This window comes from Kribbella sp. NPDC026611, from assembly GCF_040638345.1.
Classification (GTDB): Bacteria; Actinomycetota; Actinomycetes; order Propionibacteriales; family Kribbellaceae; genus Kribbella.
This window is the reverse complement of the sequence record NZ_JBEZYC010000001.1, coordinates 1,119,024-1,138,019: the sequence shown is the minus strand read 5'-3', so window position 1 is coordinate 1,138,019 and position 18,996 is coordinate 1,119,024. Positions and strand designations below refer to the sequence as shown.

Genomic DNA, 18,996 nt, shown 5'->3' with positions numbered 1-18,996 from the left:
TGCCAAGCAGGAGGGGTGCATGCGATCGATCCGGCTGCTGTGTGCGGTGGTGCTCGTCCTGACCGGATGCTCAGCACCAGCAGGGCAGTCCGCCTGTACACCCCGCTTCACCTGCAGCACACTGCACGTGCCACTCGATCGTCAGCGCCCGAACGGCACAACGCTCGACCTGGCCGTGATCGCAGCCGACAACACCGACGCACCACGCGGCGTGCTGCTGATACTCAGCGGCGGACCTGGGCAGCCTGGAGTTCCACTGCTGCCACGTCTGCGCAACAACCTCTCGCCGGAGCTGCAGAGCGAGTACCGACTCGTCATGTTCGACCAACGCGGCACTGGCGTGCGGGGCATCAATTGCCCTTCTCTACAACGGACTGTGGGCGGTTCCGACTTCCTGACACCGCCCGCCACGGCGGTGGACCAGTGCGCGATGCTGCTCGGCTCCACCCTCGGGTACTACGGCACACCCGACAGCGTCGACGACATCGAGCAGCTGCGCCAGTCCCTCAAAGCGGACCGGATCACCGTCGACGGGACGTCGTACGGCAGCTTCACGGCGGCGCAGTACGGACTGAAGTATCCGGACCATGTACGAGCCCTAGTGCTCGACTCCGTCGTACCCCACAAGGGCTTTGACCCAACGGGTGTGGACCTGATGGCTGCAACCGGCACAGTACTGACCGCCGCGTGCCGCCAGGACCCGAGCTGTACGACGGACCCAGTGGCTGACCTGGCCTGGTTGGTGCAGCACGGCGTCAGCGGCACCGACCTGATGGAGTCCCTGTCCGTCGCGAGCCTCAACTCGGTCAACCCATCCCTCAAAGGCATCCCGGCAACCCTCCACGCAGCTCGTGCCGGCGACGACACCCAGCTGAAGCAGCTGTTCGAGGAGACCACCAGCAAGGGTCTGACGTACGACACGCTCTCCGCCGGACTGCACATGGCCACGCTGTGCTCCGACCTCCACTTCCCGTGGTCCGGCACGACCGGCCGCGCCGCCGCCCTCGATACCGCAGTACGCCGCCTGGACCCGCAGCACCTCTATCCGTACGACGTGGCGACCGCGCGGAGCCAGCTGATGATCCAGGGCTGCCTGCGGTGGCCGGCCCCTCGCGTATCGACGTACCCGGCCGCTCAGGTCCTGTTGCCGCGGACGTTGATCCTGCACGGCAGCAACGACCTGTTCTGCCCGCTCGAATGGTCGCAGTGGGAGAAGGCGCACGCGCGGTCGGCGCAACTGGTCGTCGTACCCGGAAGTGGGCACAGTGTGCAGCGAGATCCGCGTGGCGCGGAGGCGGTCCGCTCGTTCCTACTGGCCTAGTCCGCCTGGTGAGATCGAACTGTGCGGCAACAGTTGCAGCACGTGGACGAGTGGATGCGTCTAATAAGTGTGAGGTGTTGTACGCCCAGCCAGGGAGTCGCGAGTGGAGTTCGAGGAGTATGTATCCGCCCGTGGGCAGGAACTGGTGCGGCTCGGGTTCACCGTCTCCGGCGACTACCAGCGGGCGGAGGACCTGGCCCAGATCGCACTGATGCAGGCGTTCCGCTCCTGGCGCAAGGTGCGGAACGCGGACGATCCGCACCACTACGTCCGGCGGATCCTGGTCAACGAGTACCTGTCGATGACCCGGCGCCGGTCCTTCACCGAGGCCCCGACGGCGGAGCTCGACCCGGAGCGCACGGTGCCCGACCACGCCGTCGAGATCGCGACCTCGGACGACCTGTGGCGGGCCCTCGCGACGCTGTCCGCACGGGAGCGGGTCGTGCTGGTCCTGCGCTACTACCAGGACCTGGACGACCAGACGATCGCCGACCTGCTCGGCATCAAGCCGTCGTCCGTCCGGGCGACCGCCAGCAGGGCGCTCGCGACGCTACGCCGGCGCCCGGCCTATTCCGGGGCGAACGAGTCCCCACGTGTTGATGAGAGGTTGTCGTGAGCAACACCGATCTCGAGGATGACCTGCGGGGAACCTTGGAGCGCGCCGCGGCCTCGGTGCCGCCGGTCGCCGACCTGACCGAGCGCGCCACCACGGGCGCCCGCCGCGCTCAGCGCCGTACCTGGATCGTCTCCGGCGCGGCCGCCGTCGCGGTCGCGGCGATCGCCATCGTGGGCTTCGGGCTGGCAGGTTCGAACAGCAAGCCGGCGCAGCCGCCGGTCGCCGGCGGGCAGACGCCGGCCGCGACCACACCGGCACCGAAGCCACTGACCGCGCAGACCGTATCCGGGACGTGGCGGGCCGTCGAGATGGTTGGAGTCACCTCGCTGAAGGCTCCGCGCCCGGACGATCCGGTGCTGATCCTGCGTCCGGACGGGACGTGGGGCGGCTCCGACGGCTGCAACGGGCTGCAGGGGACGTACACGATCGGTCAGCGCGGCGAGTTCAGCGCGACGGCCGGCCCGCAGCACCTGATCGGCTGTAACGCCGTACCGCATACCTCGGTCATGCAGGGCGCCAAGCGGATCGCGATGGACGGGGACAGCCTCCAGTTCTTCGGCGCCGACGGGCACCAACTTGCGAGATACGCTCGCACACGGTAGTCAAATTTGCTTGCGGACGGTGATCGGCTCTTGACTGAACGGAGTTCCTGATCGGACGATCTAGGAGCCCGTCCACCGATTTGGGGAGCCTTGTGCGACTCTCTGCCACCGTCCCGCTGCTGACCCTCGGCGTGATCCCACTCTTCGCAGTCACCCTCACGGCACCGTCATCCGGTGCCGTGACGGCGGTTGCGGCCTGCTCACACGCTCAACCGAGCGTGAGCTCGACCGAGACGAAGCGACTCGCTCAGCCGACGTCCGCTTCGGACGCACGACCGCTCGGCGAGTCGATGGGTGACGGCATCTCCGCCGCCATCCGCTCGCTCGAGCCGCTCGACGCGACCGGCCGGCCGAAGTCCGGCCTGCCGTACGGCCTGAGCCAGGGCGTGATCGGTGTGGTCGGCTCGGCGACCACGGGTTACAAGGTCGTGGTCGACTCGGCGAAGCTGGACGCGAAGAAGTACCAGGCCGCGATGACCCGCAACGTGCCGGCGGCCGGTAAGCAGCTGGTCCGGGTCGAGCGCAGCTGCCGCTCGGCGCAGGCGATCGCCGACACCTGGAACTCGGTCGGCGCCCGCTCCTGGTCGACCGACGCCGCCAGTACGACGTTCGCCGCGGACCTGGATCCGCTGACCGAGGACGTCGTGGTCGAGTACGACCAGGCCAGCACCTCGGCTGAGTCACTGGCCGGGCTGCGCGGACTGTCCGGCGTACAGCTGGTCGCCAGCTCACTCGCTCGGACCACGCGGCTGAGTGACACGCCGAAGGGCGGCCACTGGGGTGGCGCGCGGATCACGTCGGCGCTGAAGAACTGCTCGGCCGGCTTCTCCGTCGTACGGCGCTCCAACGGGCAGCGCGGCTCGGTCACGGCCGGGCACTGCGGCATTCCCGGCACGGTGTGGAACTCGGGCAGCAACTACTACGGCACCACGACGGTCCGCACCGACTACCCGGACTACGACCAGGCGCTGGTCACCGGCAGCGCGTACGGCTCGAAGATCTGGACGGATGGTCCCGGCGACAGCGCCAACACCCGCAGCGTCACCGGCGGCGGCGACCCCGGTGTCGGCACGCTCGTCTGCCAGTCCGGCAGCTTCAGCACATCACTCTGCGGCCTCACGGTCCGCTCGGTGTCGGCGAAGTACTGCGACTCCGCCGGCTGCACGACGTACGTCATCCGCGCCACCCGCGGCGGCCAGATCGCCATCATGGGCGGCGACTCCGGCGGCCCTGTCTACACCCGCCGCGGCTCCACCGCCGCCACCGTCCGAGGCATAGCCTTCGCCGGCGCCGGCTGCACCAACTCCCGCTGCACCACCCTCTACGCCGAACGCTACAACTCCATCACCGGCCACCTAGGCGTCTACGCCCTCACCAACTAACCTCCGCTAAGCTGTCCCCGGCTACGCCCCCGTAGCTCAGGGGATAGAGCGTCGGTTTCCTAAACCGTGCGTCGCAGGTTCGAATCCTGCCGGGGGCACTGGACAAACATTCAGGTCACAGGCGTGTCCGGCCACGCAATCCCTTGACATACACTCCGGCGTGGGGCCATCCATGGTGCGAACTACCGATGGTTTGAGTCAACTGGAGGACGCTTCGGAGGGTTCGCGCTCTTCGAAGCTGTAGCCGGAATTGACGGGGGAGCTTGAAACTGACCCACCGCTACGCGCCATCGAGAGAGCCTGAAGGCATGTCACCTGATATCGGATCTGACCGCTCCGATCACGCCGACGCAGCGCGTCGCGCCGTCGCCGGCATCGCAGCCTCAGCGGTCGGTCTCGCACTGACGCCGGTTGTCGGGCCCGTTGGGGCAGCAATGGCGGCGAGCGGACTTGTGCCGATATTTGAGCAGATCGCGGCATACGACAAACAGGCAGCTGAGAACGCCGCTCGCGTCGCGCAGCTTGGTGCGGAGTTCGCCGGTGTCACTCCAGTCGATCTAGGCAGCTGGAGCGCTGAGTCGCCGCGCCGACAAGCCCTGTTGGCGAACGTCGTGGACGCCGCCTGGCGGTTCGCCGACGAAGAGAAGATCGTCGGCCTCGCAAGGCTGCTTGCTGATGGCATTCGAGACGATGCGCGGATCGATACTGACCGCCTGTTCGTAGTTGCGCTGCGGGACTTTGAACCAGCTCATATTCAGGTTCTGCGCCATATGGCCATCGGCGGGAATCCCCACGACCAACCGCCTGCGAGACCTGTTGGCGCGCCCCAGGAGTGGGCAACCGAACACGTCCGTGAAGCATTACCGTGGTTGGCTGAAGGTCTTGACTATCTCTTGGCGACGCTCGACGGCAGCGGCTGCATCGCAACCGGCACCTCGAGGTATGGCACGTCACCCTGGTGGCTTGTCACACCATTTGGCCACGGACTCCTGAAATTCCTCATTGACGGAAGCGGGAGCGCCATCAGCCGGCACGCCGCGGATTAAAAGGGGCAATGATGGTCTAGCAGCCAGCCTCTCTAGGTGTCAGAAGTCCATGTTCGAAGGGACGCTGGCCTCACTAACTGACCCTCTTTGACCCCATTTCGCACCACGAATGATCCCACGGGCGTCCCCTGATCGCCGCGACGCGGGCGCTGACCGGCAGACGGCGAGAGTAGGGCTGGCAAGAGGGTGGCGATCGACGCCAGGTTCAGCAGCTCTTGGCGGGCCCGAGTGGGCCGTTTGACAGTGCTGGGGGCCGGGTGTGCTCAGCGATCAGGACGCCGGCCGGCCTTGCGGTTGGCGAACGCGGCCTGCGTCAAGCAATGGTGCGGTCCTCTGCTCCGACCAGCTCTTGCCTCGTTCTATCGACATTCGATAGATTCTCATCGTAGCTCGATGGAAGGAACAGGCCAGTGGGGAAGCTGACAGTGCGCGCACTGCGCACCGTGCTCGTGGTGGTGCTCACCGGTGCCGTGTTCGGACAGGCGTCGATGGCGTGGGCGTTGGTCAGCGGGAGTGACCCCGAGGACGGGTCGCTCCCGCTGACCGCGCTGCGCGTGATCACGATTCTGGGTCTCGGGACGGCCCAGGTCGCCCTGATCTGTGTATGGCGACTGGTGACAATGGTGCGACGCGGAACCGTGTTCTCCCATGCCGCCTTCCGGTACGTGGACGTCATCATCGGCGCGATCGTGGCGGCTGCGTTCGTGTGGTTCGCGGTCACGGCCGTGAATGCGCCGGGCCAGCGAGATGACCCGGGCGTCACCCTCATCATGGGCGGGATTGGCGTGGCCATCTTGGGAGTTGCGCTCATCGTGCTCGTGCTGCGGATGCTGCTGGCCCAGGCCGTAGCCCGCGATGTCGAAGCGGCGCAATTGCGGGCCGAGCTGGACGAGGTGATCTGATGCCGATCGCCGTCGACGTCGACGTCATGCTGGCCAGGCGGAAGATGTCCGTGGGCGAACTCGCAGACCGTGTAGGGATCACGCCCGCCAACCTGGCTGTGCTCAAGAACGGCCGCGCCAAGGCCGTGCGCTTTGCGACACTCGCTGCGCTCTGCGAAGTGCTCAAGTGCCAGCCCGGCGATCTGCTTCGGTGGGAAGCCGAGGACACCACCGGCGAATGAACCGCGCCGGCGACCGCCGTCCTCGCCGATCCCGCTTGCATGACCGCTCCGCCCCGGCAGGACCCAGAAGAGGACTCGGCCTACTCTCACGGCTCACGAGTCGCGATTGGTGCCCGCCTGCGTGTATTTCTGAGCAACATGCTGGCTCTGTTCTTCATGGACGTCAGCGGTGGACTGTTCGCACTGGGTGGCGTCGCTCTGGCTGCCGCTTTCTCCGAGATGCGCGCTTGGCGCGAGGCTCGGGAACGCCGCACCTCAAGTATTTATGAGCTGCGTAGGACGACGTACGCGCTAGCCCAGCGCCAGGTCGAGGACGTAGCCGCCGCGATTGCCAAGTGGACGAATGAGTCTGCACCTGCGGACGACGCATGGACCGCGCTGACTGTCGCTCTTGCGACGAAGAACGAGGTATCACTCATCGCAGGCAGCCCGGATGTCGGACAGGCGATGAGCACGGTTCTAAGAGTCTTCCGCGACGCGTTGCTAGCCGGCACCCCCGCCCTGCCAAAGCCGAGCGAAGAGCGCCGAGCTTTGCTCGAAGCCTTCCGTCGGGATCTTGGTCTCCCGAACTAGATCGGCAGCCGCACCTCAACGAGCCTCCTCATTTCCAGTTTGTCGTTCGCACCTCCGCCGCGCCACGCAAGGCTTGCGGACCGCTGCCCAACGCCGACACTTCGACTCGCGCCGAGGGCATGGAACGGACGAGATCCGTTATCAATCGGTCTGAGATATGAAGTCAAGTCACCGCTTTACAAGTGCGCGGGCCGTCACACGCGAGGGTGTCTCACGCGGGATCTTCTTGCACCCGCAGTGTCCGTAGTGCCTGATCTGCCCGAAAAATGGCTGGGATTCATTGACGGAGCCATTGACAGCCGAGTCGATGCTCGGCACCCCGGCGATCCAGGCAGTGCGACAAGGCGGAGGACGCGCCTCACCCCACGCGAACACGGGCCGGCGATCTCCAACCGGCCACACGACCGCGGCCTGACCCATCACCCGGATAGCCGCGAACCCGCGGGTCGCAGCGCGGTGTCAAGTACTGCCGCCAGGAGACGCGCAGCTGCCATTTACCGCTTCCTACTGCGAGACACCGACGGTGAAATTGCCGACGGTCAACGGCACACGAAACGCGTCGAGAACCGCAGGGTGCTGCACGGACTCAGTTGCTCGCCGTAGGACACAGCTCGACCGCTTGCCCAGCGAGGTCAGCGTCAACCTCCGCCCTGAGCGATGCCGACACCACGCCCGAGGTCGTGGCACAGGATGAGACGCTGACCAAGCCGAGCTGAGATCTGCCAGCGCCTGCCCGGTCTGACTGTTTCTCGCCTGGCGCTGGCCGTACCGTGGCCGTCAGTTTGGCTGGACGGGGCTGGCATTCATCGACAGATCCACTGACAGCTCGGCGGATCCTTCGCGAGCCCGTGGCGCGCGAGCAAGCGCTTCAGTCACGAGACCCGATCGGCCTGACCATCGCCCCGTATTGGGCTAGGCTGTTGCGCCTTGCCGGGCCGCAAACCTACGCCACCCGGTGCGCGGCGAGAGACCCGCGGCAATAGCATCGCCAGCCGTGGGCTGAATACAGGACCGCCAACGCAGTTTCTGATGCAGCTTGCGCAGGCATGCTTGGGCAAACCGACCTCCTAGCGCATCGACGATTGAAGTGTCCACCGATAGCATGCGTAGAGATGCGCACGCACCGAGCCAGCCGGGGTCTGCGGACCCTAGAGCTTCGCTTGCTAGAACGGGGGGACCGTTCCAAATGTTTTCCATCTCAATTCCGACGATTACGATTTCCGCGACCACGATCGCTTCGGTTGTCACGTTTGTGTATCAGCGCCGCAAATATGCAAAGTCTCTCACTCGGCAACTCGGTCTTGAGAGTTTTACGACATATCTCCGGCGCGGCGTGAGCTACCGACTCGCTCGGTACCTGCGGCCGCGAGCTTCCGCAGCGCTCAGTCTCCGCGAATTCGCGCTGAATCGCCTCGCAGCGAGCTCGGACAGACTCACCGTGCCGGCCGCCGTGCCGGTCGAGTTGCGGCTCGACGAGATGTTCGTCCCACTCACGGCATTATCGGCCGAACAACAACGGGTATCCGCCGCGCAAATTGCGCACGGAGAATATCGACGCATACTCCTCGTCGGCGATCCAGGGTCTGGAAAGTCGACCCTCGTCAAGAGGATCTATCGAGACATCTGCAGGCACGCCACCAGTCTCTCATTGAATGGACGAATCCCAGTTCTAATCGAGTTGAAGAATCTCGATTCGAACCTTGCCTCGAGGGTAGCTGGCCCCAATCCGAGCCTCGAGGGAATAGTGAGGCGTGATGTGACGTCGGTCCAGACCTATGCTGGAGATGAGCTGTACGAATCATTTCTGAACGCCGGTCGCGTTGTTGTGATGCTTGATGGCTTAGATGAAGTCAAGACGAGCGACTTTGACACCGTCTCTCGCGAGATAGTTCAACTGTGTGACACTCTAGCGAGATACAACGCCGATAACCGGGTCATTGTCACCACGCGGCGGCAACTCTACGTCAACCTGCCGGAGAGCTTCACCGATGCATTCGAGATTCATCTCACCCTTGAGCCCTTCACAACGGAGGATATGTATAACTTTCTTCAGAAATGGCCATACAAGCAACAGCCTGAGCGGGAGTTCGCCAGGATATTCGCTCGCCTGGCGTCACAGCCGAATATTCGTAGCATGTGCCAGACGCCATTGATACTTGCTATGTATGTCGCCACTGATCAGCTTACGGGCGGAGAAGGACTTCCGGAAACTCGACCAGATTTCTATCGATCAGTTACAGACGAGTTGTTGGTGCGCCGGCGCGGGCGTCAGTTTGGTTTGACCACCGGGTTGAGCTTGTTGCTGCGAAACCGGCAGCAACTCCTTGGCCGGCTCGCCATAGAGCATCTGCTCGACGGGAAACAGTCTCGGAACACCTTGCAGTGGGATACGGCGATCAACCTAGTGCGAGAGCACGAGGGTCTGTCGAGCGACGCCGCTGCTGCTGTCCTACTTCGTGAACTCTCGCGAGATACAGGTCTATTCACGGAGGAGAGGCGTGAAGAAACACTCCGATTTATTCATCTCACATTCTGTGAATTTCTTGCCGCGACAGCGGTCGCCAAAGGTGCTGATGAGGCTTGGGAAAAGATCGTCAAGGGTGTTGAATCCGATCCGGGCGGCCTATCCGCCACGCGCTTCGTCGAGCGTCTTGCCGAGGTAATCGTATTCGCTGTGGCACTGGAGGAAAATGCCAAGACACGGCGCAAGCGCGCCCGGTGGGCGGTGGAGGCGTGTGGCCCGGACATAGCACTTAGAACAATGTTGGATTGTCAACCATACGACGACAGCGCCGTTGTCAACGAACTAGAGCGGTTGGCGGGCTCGATTGTGAGTGCGCCAGCGCCGACGCGTGACGACAACTGGCTCTACTTGTTCCGCCAGGCAGCGATGGTTCTAAGAGACCGTGAGTTGGTCGCGAACGTCATCACTGGGGAGAACCGCGAGTTCCTGGCTCCATTCTTTGAGCGAACTGTGGATGGTTCGCCGTCCGACTTCGATCGGTTATTCCTTTCTTATGTACGACTTGATCCTGCCGGAGCTCTACAGTTGTCTCAATCACTCGATGCCGATGGTGTCACAAACCATCAGAAACTCTTGGCGAAAGCGCTTGATGAACCGGCTGTCCTCGCGCATGTTCTCGCTCGATTCACGAGGGACGAACGCGGAGTACGAGAATGGGCGTGGATACTCGCTCTTGGCGCGTTGTATTTTCAAAGCGTTTTTGATCGATTAATGTCAATGAAGGCAGAGGATGGCGTCAATCGCGCGCTCGACAATGGTGACCACGACGACTGGCGGCGGAACTGGATGACCAAGGGAACGATACTCGGCACTATCATGCAGGCCAGCCGCGAATGGCCAGGACCCTCCACCACTTTGGCGATATTCGCCAATGCACCCGTGCGACGAACGCGAGTCGGCGAGGCGCTCGGTAACGTAACCATCGGCGCACATCTGTCAATGATTTCAACTGCCGTCACCGGCATAATACTCGGTATTACGAGTCTTTCGGGAATGTGGCTCGGTCTCTTCATCGTCGGCCTCTTTTTGATGTGGTTGCTTGAAATCGTGCGGAGGGTCCGCCGCGGATCGGTGACTGCGCGCCTCCTATCCCCGAGCAGCAGGATTCGTTGGGCGCCACACGTTGGCGAGGACATCCCTGCAGTGCTTACGGAGTTCATCGCAGAGCCTACGATCAGCTTCCGCCGTATTGGTCGACTGGCCCGCAAGGGGAGTAGGCAGAAGATGGTGAGAGGCCGCCGGAAGACGTGGCGATATTACGTGGTGCTGCTCACCCCATCGTTCCTTCTCTGGTACCCCAACTGGCGTATCGCTGCTGCGTCGTCTGCTGCCATGTGGCATTTACCGACAGAGCTGCCTGAGGCCGCAGCCGTGAGCGAAGCTTGATTGGCCGAATATCCAGAGCTGCTTGGTAACTTGTTGCGAAAGATTGCTTTGGTTATGCGCCCCGCGAGAAAGTTCCCGAGCTCAGTCCTGCTGCATTGCTGGACTGTCTTAATTGTCGCCAACCTTCGACCGGGACGGCTCTGGCAGGATCGGCGGACGATCTGGGTAGGTCTCGCGACACCGGCTCCAGCGGCCGAGCGCGTCGGCACGTTCGGTCATCCTGGCCGATGCAATGACCATCTGCGGAGTGCTTAAGATCTGCATCCAAGGAGAGCGCGAGGCGCCGCGGACAAGGCCTTCGACACCTCTCGGCTTCCCGCCTGCTTGCGGCACGCCGCCGTAGTTCAGGTAGGAAGCCGGCGGCCGAAATCGAACCGATGGCCTTCTCATTACGAGGAAGACCTACATCGTCGCATCCGCTCTCTACGAGCGCTTTTGGCGACACGGCAGTCCTCAGCGGTCGCGAGATTCCCCACGAGTATCCGCGATTTTGTGCCACGAATGATGCCATGCGGGTAACTGCGATGAGGCGCTCCGATCGGTCGAATCTCACCGCCGCTCGAGCGGTCAGTTCGTACGTGCGCGGCGGCCAGCATCCCGGTCACCAGGGCAGCGTCAGCAGCCATCCGCGGCGCAGTACGGAGCCGTTTCGTCACGATGACCTCACTCCCCGAACAGCATTTGATTGTCGCCCGGTCGGATGGTGTGGCGGAAGTAGACGGCGTCGGCGAACGTCGCGGGGAGCTTGCCGAGTCCCTTGATGACGGTGGCGGTGCCGTTGGCGTGACCAACGGCGTACAGGTAGCCGGAATCGGTGTCCTTGTCGATGCCGAGCAGCAGCGTTCCGTAGATGCCGCATTTCGCGATCACCATCGACTCGAAACCCTGCCAGGTTGAGGAGCGGACCAGCTTCACGATCGGCTTCATCGGCGAGGTCCGGGGGATCCGGATCGTGTAGAGCGCGCCGCCCCGGGTGTTCGCGAGGAACGTGTCGTACGTCGCGGTCTGGCTGATCAGCGCCATCGTCTTGACCGCGGCGAATCCGGTCGCGGTCTGTTTGTTACCCCACTCCGATCCCGACCGGTCGTCCCAGCGGGTGAGCGTGCCGTTGCTGCGGAGCGAGTACTGCGCGGTGACCTGCAGGGGCTGCGGATAGTTCCAGTACCTCGTCGTGTCGAAGAAGGTCGCGTCACCCCAGCCGCTACCGACCCTGGTGAGGAAGACCCGCGACCGGTCGACCTCGCCGTTCTCGAGGAAGTAGTAGTTGCTCCCGTACATCGTCGAGCCCAGCACCACATTGCCCCAGATCCGCCCGCCGGAACCGGGAATGTCCGGATCGTTCGCCATGGTCCCGCTCAGCCGGACCTGGCCATCGGGGTAGATGTCTGTGGAATCAGTGGTTTGCTGCACCGTCGGCGGCGACGTGGCGGTCACGATCAGGCCCGTTTCGTCACCGCCGGCCGTCACGGAGCCCGGGACAACGCGACATGCTGCCGAGGCGGCCACAGAGGCCGTCGTTTTCGCGGTTGCGATGCCAGGAACGGTCCCCGTCAGGAGGATCGCACTGGCGGCCAACACACCCACCGCTCGCGCGGCCCCAGGGGTGATTCCCACTACCTCAAACGCCTTCTTGCTCAGTCGACCGGACATTGCCAGGCCCCCTGGGTCACAGTACGTGGTCACGCTTCTGTTTACCTCGATACTCGGAAGGGCCGCAAAGTTGCACTCTCGTCGACTACGACTGGTAGGACGACGGCCCATATCTGCGGGCGGCATCGTCGGGATGCTCGGTGGGTGGCGAAGCCAGATGCTCGCCCGCTGACGCACATGTCGTCTGTGGCGGTCACGCGGATGCGCCCAGTTCAGTCGGCCAACGTTTGGCGCACGCGTTCGTGGACCGCCAGCAGCCGGTCGACCGCTGCGCCGTCCGAGGCCTCGCCGCGAACACCTGAAACTCCACCCCGCCGCCGGCGGGCCGCAACCGGGTGAACCCGCGATCGGAGACGAGCCGTCGGATGTGAACGGGCACCTCAACCATCCACCCGCTCCTCTCGCGTGCTCAACCGAGCGTCCCCGCACACCATGTCGCCGGCTGAGACGGTGACGCGAGTGCAAGCCGGCCGACGCACCGGAGTACGAGGACCTCTACGCAACCGCCGCGCGCCTCCAGGTACCACTGCACTTCCATCCGCAAATCCCGGTGAAGCCAGTCATCGACGCCTACTGCCCGGGTCGGCAACTCCCGGTACTCCTACAACCGGTGGTACCAGTTAACCAGCGGGAGTCGAAGTAGAGGCATGTACTGCCTCAAGGGCGAAGAAGATGAACCCGATGAAGCGGGTGGCGTCGAACTCGCTCGGGGGCAGCAGCTCGGGCGGCGTGTCCGGTGACACCGGCGGCTCGCTGATCGCAGAAATCCTGAAGCCCGCGGCGGTGAACGACTCCGACATTGCGCTCAGCGAGCGGTACCAGATCGTGAGTGTTGCGGAGACGCCGTCGAAGTCGTACTCCTCCGGGTTCGGCACGGTCGCGAAGTAGTCGACCTCGGGATACACCACCGGCGGGATCACCGGGTGGTTGACCACAACTACCAATCGACCGCCAGGCCTCAGCACCCGGCGCAGCTCGCTCAGCGGGCCCGACCAGTCCTCGAGGTAGTGCAGCACGAGCACGGCCAACGCGTCGTCGAAGGCCTCGTCGTCGTACGGAAGCGGCCGGGTTAGGTCGGCAACCTGCAGGTCGGCGCCGTCTCCGAGCCGCTCGCGGGCGAGCCGGATCATCGCAGGGCTCGCGTCGAACCCGGCTACGTTCGCCCCTCGCTCCTGCAGGTCGGCGACGAGCGGCCCTGAACCGCAGCCGGCGTCCAAGATCCGGCGCCCGGCCACGTCACCCAGCAGGTCGAGCACCGCCGGCCGGGCGTACCACCGGTTGAACAGGCCGTTCTCGTTCGCGCGCGCATACGCCTCGGCGAAGCTGTCGTAGTGGTCCGGTTGCTGCTCGCCGGTCTGCGCATCGGAGGTCATGCCGAGCCAGTGTGCCAGGTCCCACGCAGTGCGGGCGTCGACGGCGCCGGGAAAGTCCGCAGTCTCGTCAACGAGCATCGCGGCGCCGTCTCACCATGGAATGTGCGGGGGACGCGATTCGGAGCCTTGGAAGATTCTCGGCCAACTAACTCGCTTCACAGCCGCAGACGGTCCCCTGATCCACCGACGACGGTAGGAGCAACAGACCGGTCGAACGGTCGAACTCAACAGGCAGTAACAGCTGGCAACGGTATGCCTTCGCCAGCTCGCCTCGCCGTCGAGGCTTCGATCACCGCCTGACAAGTGCGAGGGTCGTCATACGCGTGCGTGTCTCAGTCGAGAAATCTTGCGCTGGCACTGTCTGAGTGCCGGATCTGCCTGGAAACGATTGGAGTTCATTGACGGAGGCATTGACAGCCGTGTCAGGGTCAGGGGCGCCAGCGGCGTGTTCCCGTACGCCTCCACGAACACCCGCGACAGTTGCTTCTGCGAGAGATGCACCCGCGCTGCAAGCTCACCGAGCCTCCACGGCTCCGCGGCTCCGGTGCGGGACCGTCGATGCTCAGCGCGAGCAGCTCGTCCAGCCACGGCATGAGCATCCCAGCGCGGTCCTCGCCAAGGTGCACGAGTTGGGCGGGCTCGGTAGACAGTCCCCGCGAACTGCTGCGCAGGAAGCCTGACGGACTCGCTGAACACGATCGCCGATCCCGACCGGACGAAGATCAGTTTTCACGAAGTCATGAGCGACCCGGGGCAATCGGCTCGTGATGCGTGGATGTGTGCGCCATGATCAGCCCGAACGCCCACCCGGCGTTCTTTGCCCTGCGCGATCGACGCGGACACCGCGCCCGCCTCACAGGCCCGCCGAGCCGGTCTGCGTCTCGATGAGGTATCGCCACGCCGCGACGGTCATGTGCTCTCAGCCTCGGGTTCGTCATGTCGCCGCGGTGCGACCACAACGCCGACGGCGAGCAGGAGGGCGGCCAGGGCGAGGATCGCGACGGTGGCGTCCGATGAGCCGGACATGGTGATGAGCAGCCACCCGAATGCGGCGGCGCCGATCGAGCCGCCGAGTTGTCGGGCGAGGGTGAGCGTTGCCATTGCGGAGCCGAAGTGGTCGGGCGGCGCGGTGGTGATGCCGAGCAGGGTGTATGCCTGCATCATCAGTCCGAGGGCGGCACCGGACAGCGCGAGGCCCGCGATCGTGACTCCCAGCACGAGTGGACTCGGCCAGGTGTTCCCGAGGGGGAGGATCGCGAGCAGGCCCAGGCCGACGACGCCCAGGATCAGCCCGAGGCGTCCCCAGGGCACCATGCGGGGGAACTTCCGAGCGACGACAGAGAAGGTCGCGGTGATCACGAGTTGGCCTGCGGTGAGGGCGACCAGCAGGGTCGAGACGGTCGACACGTCGTACCCGGTGCCGGCGATCACGGCCAGGGGGACGAAGGTGAACGTTCCGAACAGCGCGATCCCGCCGATCCCGGTGACGATGATCGACCGGGACAATCCCTGTGCGGCGAAGATCGCGGGTGGGATGAGCGGGTCCGCGGCTCGTCGTTCGCGTCGGACGAAGGCGATGGTCGCGAGGACGCAAAGAGCCAGGATCGCCGTCGCGAGGACAGGAGAGCCGGCGATCGCCTCGAACGATCCCAGCACAACGATGCCGGAGGTCGCCACGAGCATGAGCGCCGCTCCGGTCAGGTCGAAGCCGCGCAGGCTCGTCGTACCGGAGCGGCCCGGCAGACCGCGGTATCCAATCGCAAGGGCGAGGACGCAGACGGGGAGGTTGACCAGGAAGATCACCGGCCAGCCGGCCCATTCGGAGACGTACCCGCCGGCCGGAGGCCCGGCGAGGGCGGCGATCGCGGTGGTGGCGGTGAGCCACACCTGCCGGCGGATCAGCTCGGTCTTGTCGAACAGGATGCCCAGGGTGCTGACCGCAGTCACGATGAGCCCAGCCCCGCCGACACCCTGCACAGCACGAGCCGCGACGAGCAGCAGCATCGAGGGCGCCAGAGCACACACCAGGGAACCGGCGGCGAAGACCAGCACCGAGCCGACGAACACCGCACGCCGGCCCAGGATGTCGCCCAGCTTGCCGGCGATCGGCGTCGTCACCGTGACCGTGAGCAGGTACGCGGCGGTCACTCCCGCGATCGCCGGTCCGGCATCCAGGTCGGCGCCGATCCGTGGCAGAGCCGCGACCACGATGTTCGTGTCGAGCTGGGCGAGCAGCATCCCGAGCAGCAGCGCGAAGAACGCCAGCTCTACCCGCGCCGGAACCGTCCGGCGGCTGCCTGACTCCGGCGATGCCTCGGCTTTCATCACACCCTCCGATCTATGCGATACGCATACATAATAACATGCGGATCGCATAGACTGTCGCCATGAGTGCGAGGACGCCAGAACCCGCCGAGCGGGCCACGCCCGGCCGGGCGCTGTTCCGCGTGGTGCGGTACTGGTCGCGCCGCTGGACCGGCGCGGGCCAGGCGGTCGATGCCGAGCGCGGGCGCGACGTGATGGTCACCGAGGCCGTCGCTGCCCTCCAAGGTGACGAGGGCGCCACGGTCAACGAGGTCGCCGACGAGCTGGGCATCGACCAGTCCGGCGCCAGCCGGTTCCTGACCCAGGCGGTCGAACGCGGCTATCTCCGCAAGGTCGCCTCACCCGCCGATGCGCGGCAGCGCCGCCTCCTTGTCACCAGCAAGGGCGCGAAGATGCTGGAGGCCGCCCATCAGTGGCAGGAATCCGTCTTCGCCGAGCTCACCGCCGACTGGTCGGCCGAGGACGTGCGGCGCTTCCACGGCTACCTGCAACGCTTCCTCGCCGCCCAGCAGCAGCTCCCATAGCCGACTGGATAAGCTGCGGCCCTGGCGGCAGCCCACCACCAGTGCGCCGTTGCCCTGGCCCGTGGTGGCTGGGAGAGCAGAAGGCGCACCAGACCAGGTCGAGCGGGTTGCGGGGCGCGTCTGAGCCCACGGTCGCCTTTCCGTACAGGAAGCTGAACGCGCTCACCCTGACGGCCATCACGCGCCCTGTGGGTCCTTGAACGCGCCGTACAGCCGATGAAACCTTCCTTAGTGGAGGGGTGGGGGGCTTCAGAACATGGTGTTGTCGTTAGCGCTCTTCTGCGGTACCTCCTGGATCACGTCCCAGTGCTCGACGATCTTTCCGTCGGCGACGCGCCAGAAGTCCGCGACGGCCATGCCGCGGTCACCGGGCTCGAGATGGAGATTGCTGTGGGTGACGACGAGGTCTCCTTCGGCGATGGCCCGCTTGATGTCCAGGCGCAGGTCGGGGAACTTCCCGCGCAGCCAGTGGACATAGCCGACGAAGGCTTGCGGGCCGTCCTGTGCCTCCGGGTTGTGTTGGGTGTAGCTATCGCCGAGATGAGCGGCGGCAGCCTCTTCCGGCTGGTAGTCGTTGAACGCCTTCTCGTAGAAGGAGATGACGAGTGCCTTGTTGTCTTCGGCGGACACGGGTTTCCTTTCTCCAGGCGGGTATCAGTTGGTCATCGCGTCGGCGACGAGGGCGGTGTCGACAAACTGCTCGAAGCGGACGATCAGTCCGCCGCGTACCACGAAGTGGTGGACGACGCGGACGTCGATCGGTTTACCGGTGGCCTTGTTGGTTGCCGTGTACCGGGCGAGGACGACGACGTTCTCGCCGTCGACGACGTACGTGTCGTCGTGGGCGGTCCAGTCGTCCCAGTCCTCGGCGAGCTTCTCCATCACGTTGGAGGTGACGCCCTCGGGGGTGCGGTAGGTGCCGGCGAGCGGGAAGCCTGCCATCTCCGTCCACTCCACGTCGGGGGCGAGCGTGGCCTGCAGCGCCGCCAGTCGCCGGTCGCCGAGGCGACGTACTGTCGGCGTACGACGTCGGCGGGTGCGCCGGATGTGGTGAAGCCGGTCATGTCAGCCCCACATCATCTCGCCCTTGGCGACCTTGGCGCCGATCTGGGCAGCGATCAGCATGCCGTGCTCGGGGTAGCGCTGGACGAGTGCCGCGGTCAGCGCGGCACCGTCGGCCGCCTTGCCGAGTTCCTCCTCGAAGGCGAGCAGGTAGTCGCGGGTGGCCGTGATGGCGGAGGCGTCGGCAGCGGTGCCGGGCAGGCGGTGGCCGGGCACGACCAGTTCGGGCTGGAGCGCGGCCATGTCGTCCAGGAGCTTGATCCAGGCGTCGCGGTCGGCGGGGGTGGGGTGTCGGCAATCCAGACGTGCTCTTTCTGGAAGAGCAGGACACCGCCGAGGACGGCGCGCTGCTCGGCCTGCCACAGGTAGTGGCGGTCGGGCAGTTCGGCCGAGCCGCCCTTGAGCTCGAAGCGGTGGCCCTCCAGTGTCAGATCGCCGGTCAGCGGCTCAACCTCGACGAGGCGGGTGGGCAGGTTCGCACCCAGGGCGGCCCAGGCCTTGAGCTTGCCTTCGTAGGAGTGCTTGATGTGCTCGATGGCGAGCGGGGTGGCGACGAAACGTGCGTGAGGGAAGGCGTCGGCGAGGATCTCGGCGCCGAAGTAGAAGTCGGGGTCGCCGTGGCTGACGAACACGGTGGTGAGCGTCTTGCCGGAGTCGAGGATCTCGGCGGCCAAGCGGTGGCCGTCGGCGCGGGTGAAGGCGGCGTCCACCAGCAGTGCTTCGTTCTCGCCGGTGACGAGGGTGGCCGTCTTGTTCCTGGATCCGGCCGGGAAGTCGAGATCGAGGACCTTGAAGGAAAGAGTGGTCATGCGTGCTTCCTCGGGGTGCAGGGTGATGGTCCCAGGTGCCCCGCACGAACCTCGGTGCTGGACAAGCGGCTTCTTCAGGTGTGATGGAGGAGGGGCGAAATATCTGCCGATGCAGACAATATATCTGCTGCAGCAGAATCTGCAACAGCAGATTCTGCCGCACATGTCCTTCTGTCATCCTTGAGGAGTGAACGAGCAACTGCTGAACGACGACGACGTGACGCTCTTCGGTCTCCTTGTGGAGGCCCACAGCCGCATCGAAGCCCTGGTGAACCGTGATCTCGAGATACCGCACACCTGGCTCGAAGTACTGCTGCGACTGGGCCGCACCCCCGGCCACCAACTCCGCATGACGGACCTGGCAGCGGCCGTGTCCTTCAGTTCGGGCGGCTTCGCCCGGCTCGCCGACCGCATCGAAAAGGAAGGACTCATCCGCCGCGACCCCGATCCGGCCGACCGACGAGCCGCACTCGCCGTACTGACCGACAAGGGCGCTCAAGCGCTCGACCACGCACTGACCGCCCACGTCGCCCACCTGCGCACCCACCTCGCCGCCCCACTCTCAGCCGAGGACCGCCGCCACCTCGAGCGCATCCTGCGCACCCTCCGCGACGCGAACGCGTAAGAGGCCGCACCGATAGGCGCCCGAAGGCTCGGCGGCCGAGTGCGTCAAGGAGGGG

At 65.2% G+C, this 18,996-nt stretch carries 17 protein-coding genes, 1 tRNA gene and 1 pseudogene; 12 read left to right on the top strand and 7 right to left on the bottom strand.

Translation table 11 applies throughout. From position 1 onward, the window contains the following. Window positions 1-19: 19 nt before the first annotated feature. The 10 genes from AB0E69_RS05705 to AB0E69_RS05660 all read left to right on the top strand — a co-directional run bounded on the left by AB0E69_RS05705 (window position 20) and on the right by AB0E69_RS05660 (window position 10,573). On the top strand, window positions 20-1,321 hold the full coding sequence (locus tag AB0E69_RS05705) for an alpha/beta hydrolase (protein WP_360140049.1): 1,302 nt from the start codon (window positions 20-22) through the stop codon (window positions 1,319-1,321). Window positions 1,322-1,424: 103 nt separating this feature from the next. Next, window positions 1,425-1,937, top strand: coding sequence for a SigE family RNA polymerase sigma factor (locus AB0E69_RS05700; protein ID WP_360140046.1), 513 nt, complete (start codon window positions 1,425-1,427; stop codon window positions 1,935-1,937). After that, window positions 1,934-2,539 (top strand): META domain-containing protein, encoded by a 606-nt coding sequence (locus AB0E69_RS05695; protein ID WP_360140043.1) that lies wholly within the window; start codon window positions 1,934-1,936, stop codon window positions 2,537-2,539. The genes AB0E69_RS05700 and AB0E69_RS05695 overlap by 4 nt, the downstream gene beginning before the upstream one ends. A gap of 218 nt (window positions 2,540-2,757) precedes the next feature. After that, window positions 2,758-3,921 carry a hypothetical protein gene (locus AB0E69_RS05690; RefSeq protein WP_360140040.1) on the top strand — a complete coding sequence of 388 codons (1,164 nt, stop codon included), beginning with the start codon at window positions 2,758-2,760 and terminating at the stop codon, window positions 3,919-3,921. A gap of 25 nt (window positions 3,922-3,946) precedes the next feature. Then, window positions 3,947-4,019 (top strand) — tRNA-Arg (locus tag AB0E69_RS05685). 210 nt (window positions 4,020-4,229) lie between these two features. Then, entirely contained in the window at window positions 4,230-4,967 is a 738-nt protein-coding gene (locus AB0E69_RS05680) for a hypothetical protein (protein ID WP_360140037.1), read from the top strand. 410 nt (window positions 4,968-5,377) lie between these two features. Beyond that, a complete protein-coding gene (locus AB0E69_RS05675; RefSeq protein ID WP_360140034.1) occupies window positions 5,378-5,869 on the top strand; it encodes a DUF2975 domain-containing protein in 492 nt (163 codons plus the stop codon). After that, window positions 5,869-6,090: a helix-turn-helix transcriptional regulator gene (locus AB0E69_RS05670; protein WP_360140031.1), complete on the top strand. Its 222-nt coding sequence runs from the start codon at window positions 5,869-5,871 to the stop codon at window positions 6,088-6,090. Before AB0E69_RS05675 ends, AB0E69_RS05670 begins: the two co-directional genes overlap by 1 nt. A 138-nt stretch (window positions 6,091-6,228) precedes the next feature. Further along, window positions 6,229-6,663, top strand: coding sequence for a hypothetical protein (locus tag AB0E69_RS05665; protein WP_360140028.1), 435 nt, complete (start codon window positions 6,229-6,231; stop codon window positions 6,661-6,663). A 1,186-nt stretch (window positions 6,664-7,849) separates the two neighbouring features. Continuing rightward, window positions 7,850-10,573, top strand: coding sequence for an NACHT domain-containing protein (locus tag AB0E69_RS05660; protein ID WP_360140025.1), 2,724 nt, complete (start codon window positions 7,850-7,852; stop codon window positions 10,571-10,573). A 663-nt stretch (window positions 10,574-11,236) separates the two neighbouring features. Here the strand turns inward: AB0E69_RS05660 and AB0E69_RS05655 are convergent. The 3 genes from AB0E69_RS05655 to AB0E69_RS05645 form a co-directional block, all read right to left on the bottom strand. After that, on the bottom strand, window positions 11,237-12,007 hold the full coding sequence (locus AB0E69_RS05655) for a hypothetical protein (protein WP_360140022.1): 771 nt from the start codon (window positions 12,005-12,007) through the stop codon (window positions 11,237-11,239). An 836-nt stretch (window positions 12,008-12,843) separates the two neighbouring features. Beyond that, window positions 12,844-13,674 (bottom strand): class I SAM-dependent methyltransferase, encoded by an 831-nt coding sequence (locus AB0E69_RS05650; RefSeq protein ID WP_360140019.1) that lies wholly within the window; start codon window positions 13,672-13,674, stop codon window positions 12,844-12,846. 831 nt (window positions 13,675-14,505) lie between these two features. Further along, complete coding sequence (locus tag AB0E69_RS05645; RefSeq protein ID WP_360140016.1) at window positions 14,506-15,921, bottom strand: MFS transporter; 1,416 nt, start codon at window positions 15,919-15,921, stop codon at window positions 14,506-14,508. A gap of 62 nt (window positions 15,922-15,983) precedes the next feature. Between AB0E69_RS05645 and AB0E69_RS05640 the strand changes: the two genes are divergently transcribed. Next, a complete protein-coding gene (locus AB0E69_RS05640) occupies window positions 15,984-16,445 on the top strand; it encodes a MarR family winged helix-turn-helix transcriptional regulator (protein ID WP_360140013.1) in 462 nt (153 codons plus the stop codon). A 249-nt stretch (window positions 16,446-16,694) separates the two neighbouring features. Here AB0E69_RS05640 and AB0E69_RS05635 read toward each other — a convergent pair whose 3' ends face one another. The 4 genes and pseudogenes from AB0E69_RS05635 to AB0E69_RS05620 all read right to left on the bottom strand — a co-directional run. Further along, window positions 16,695-17,075, bottom strand: a complete 381-nt coding sequence (locus AB0E69_RS05635; RefSeq protein ID WP_360140010.1) for a nuclear transport factor 2 family protein — start codon at window positions 17,073-17,075, stop codon at window positions 16,695-16,697. Window positions 17,076-17,099: 24 nt separating this feature from the next. After that, the gene (locus AB0E69_RS05630; protein WP_360140423.1) at window positions 17,100-17,492 is read right to left on the bottom strand and encodes a nuclear transport factor 2 family protein; all 393 of its coding nucleotides are present in this window, start codon (window positions 17,490-17,492) and stop codon (window positions 17,100-17,102) included. An 18-nt stretch (window positions 17,493-17,510) separates the two neighbouring features. Further along, the gene (locus tag AB0E69_RS05625; protein ID WP_360140438.1) at window positions 17,511-17,750 is read right to left on the bottom strand and encodes a hypothetical protein; all 240 of its coding nucleotides are present in this window, start codon (window positions 17,748-17,750) and stop codon (window positions 17,511-17,513) included. 62 nt (window positions 17,751-17,812) lie between these two features. Beyond that, window positions 17,813-18,316: pseudogene (locus AB0E69_RS05620) on the bottom strand (MBL fold metallo-hydrolase); the annotation flags it as partial. A gap of 187 nt (window positions 18,317-18,503) precedes the next feature. Between AB0E69_RS05620 and AB0E69_RS05615 the strand changes: the two are divergent. Beyond that, window positions 18,504-18,941: a MarR family transcriptional regulator gene (locus AB0E69_RS05615; RefSeq protein ID WP_360140007.1), complete on the top strand. Its 438-nt coding sequence runs from the start codon at window positions 18,504-18,506 to the stop codon at window positions 18,939-18,941. Window positions 18,942-18,996 lie beyond the last annotated feature (55 nt).

Excerpts from the sequence above, each read along its gene's own strand:
- AB0E69_RS05705 (WP_360140049.1), top strand. The coding sequence starts at position 20 with ATGCGATCGATCCGGCTGCTGTGTGCGGTGGTGCTCGTCCTGACCGGA.
- AB0E69_RS05670 (WP_360140031.1), top strand. The coding sequence starts at position 5,869 with ATGCCGATCGCCGTCGACGTCGACGTCATGCTGGCCAGGCGGAAGATG.
- AB0E69_RS05665 (WP_360140028.1), top strand. The coding sequence starts at position 6,229 with ATGCTGGCTCTGTTCTTCATGGACGTCAGCGGTGGACTGTTCGCACTG.
- AB0E69_RS05680 (WP_360140037.1), top strand. The coding sequence starts at position 4,230 with ATGTCACCTGATATCGGATCTGACCGCTCCGATCACGCCGACGCAGCG.
- AB0E69_RS05645 (WP_360140016.1), bottom strand. The coding sequence starts at position 15,921 with ATGAAAGCCGAGGCATCGCCGGAGTCAGGCAGCCGCCGGACGGTTCCG.
- AB0E69_RS05640 (WP_360140013.1), top strand. The coding sequence starts at position 15,984 with ATGAGTGCGAGGACGCCAGAACCCGCCGAGCGGGCCACGCCCGGCCGG.
- AB0E69_RS05660 (WP_360140025.1), top strand. The coding sequence starts at position 7,850 with ATGTTTTCCATCTCAATTCCGACGATTACGATTTCCGCGACCACGATC.
- AB0E69_RS05650 (WP_360140019.1), bottom strand. The coding sequence starts at position 13,674 with ATGCTCGTTGACGAGACTGCGGACTTTCCCGGCGCCGTCGACGCCCGC.
- AB0E69_RS05625 (WP_360140438.1), bottom strand. The coding sequence starts at position 17,750 with ATGGCCGCGCTCCAGCCCGAACTGGTCGTGCCCGGCCACCGCCTGCCC.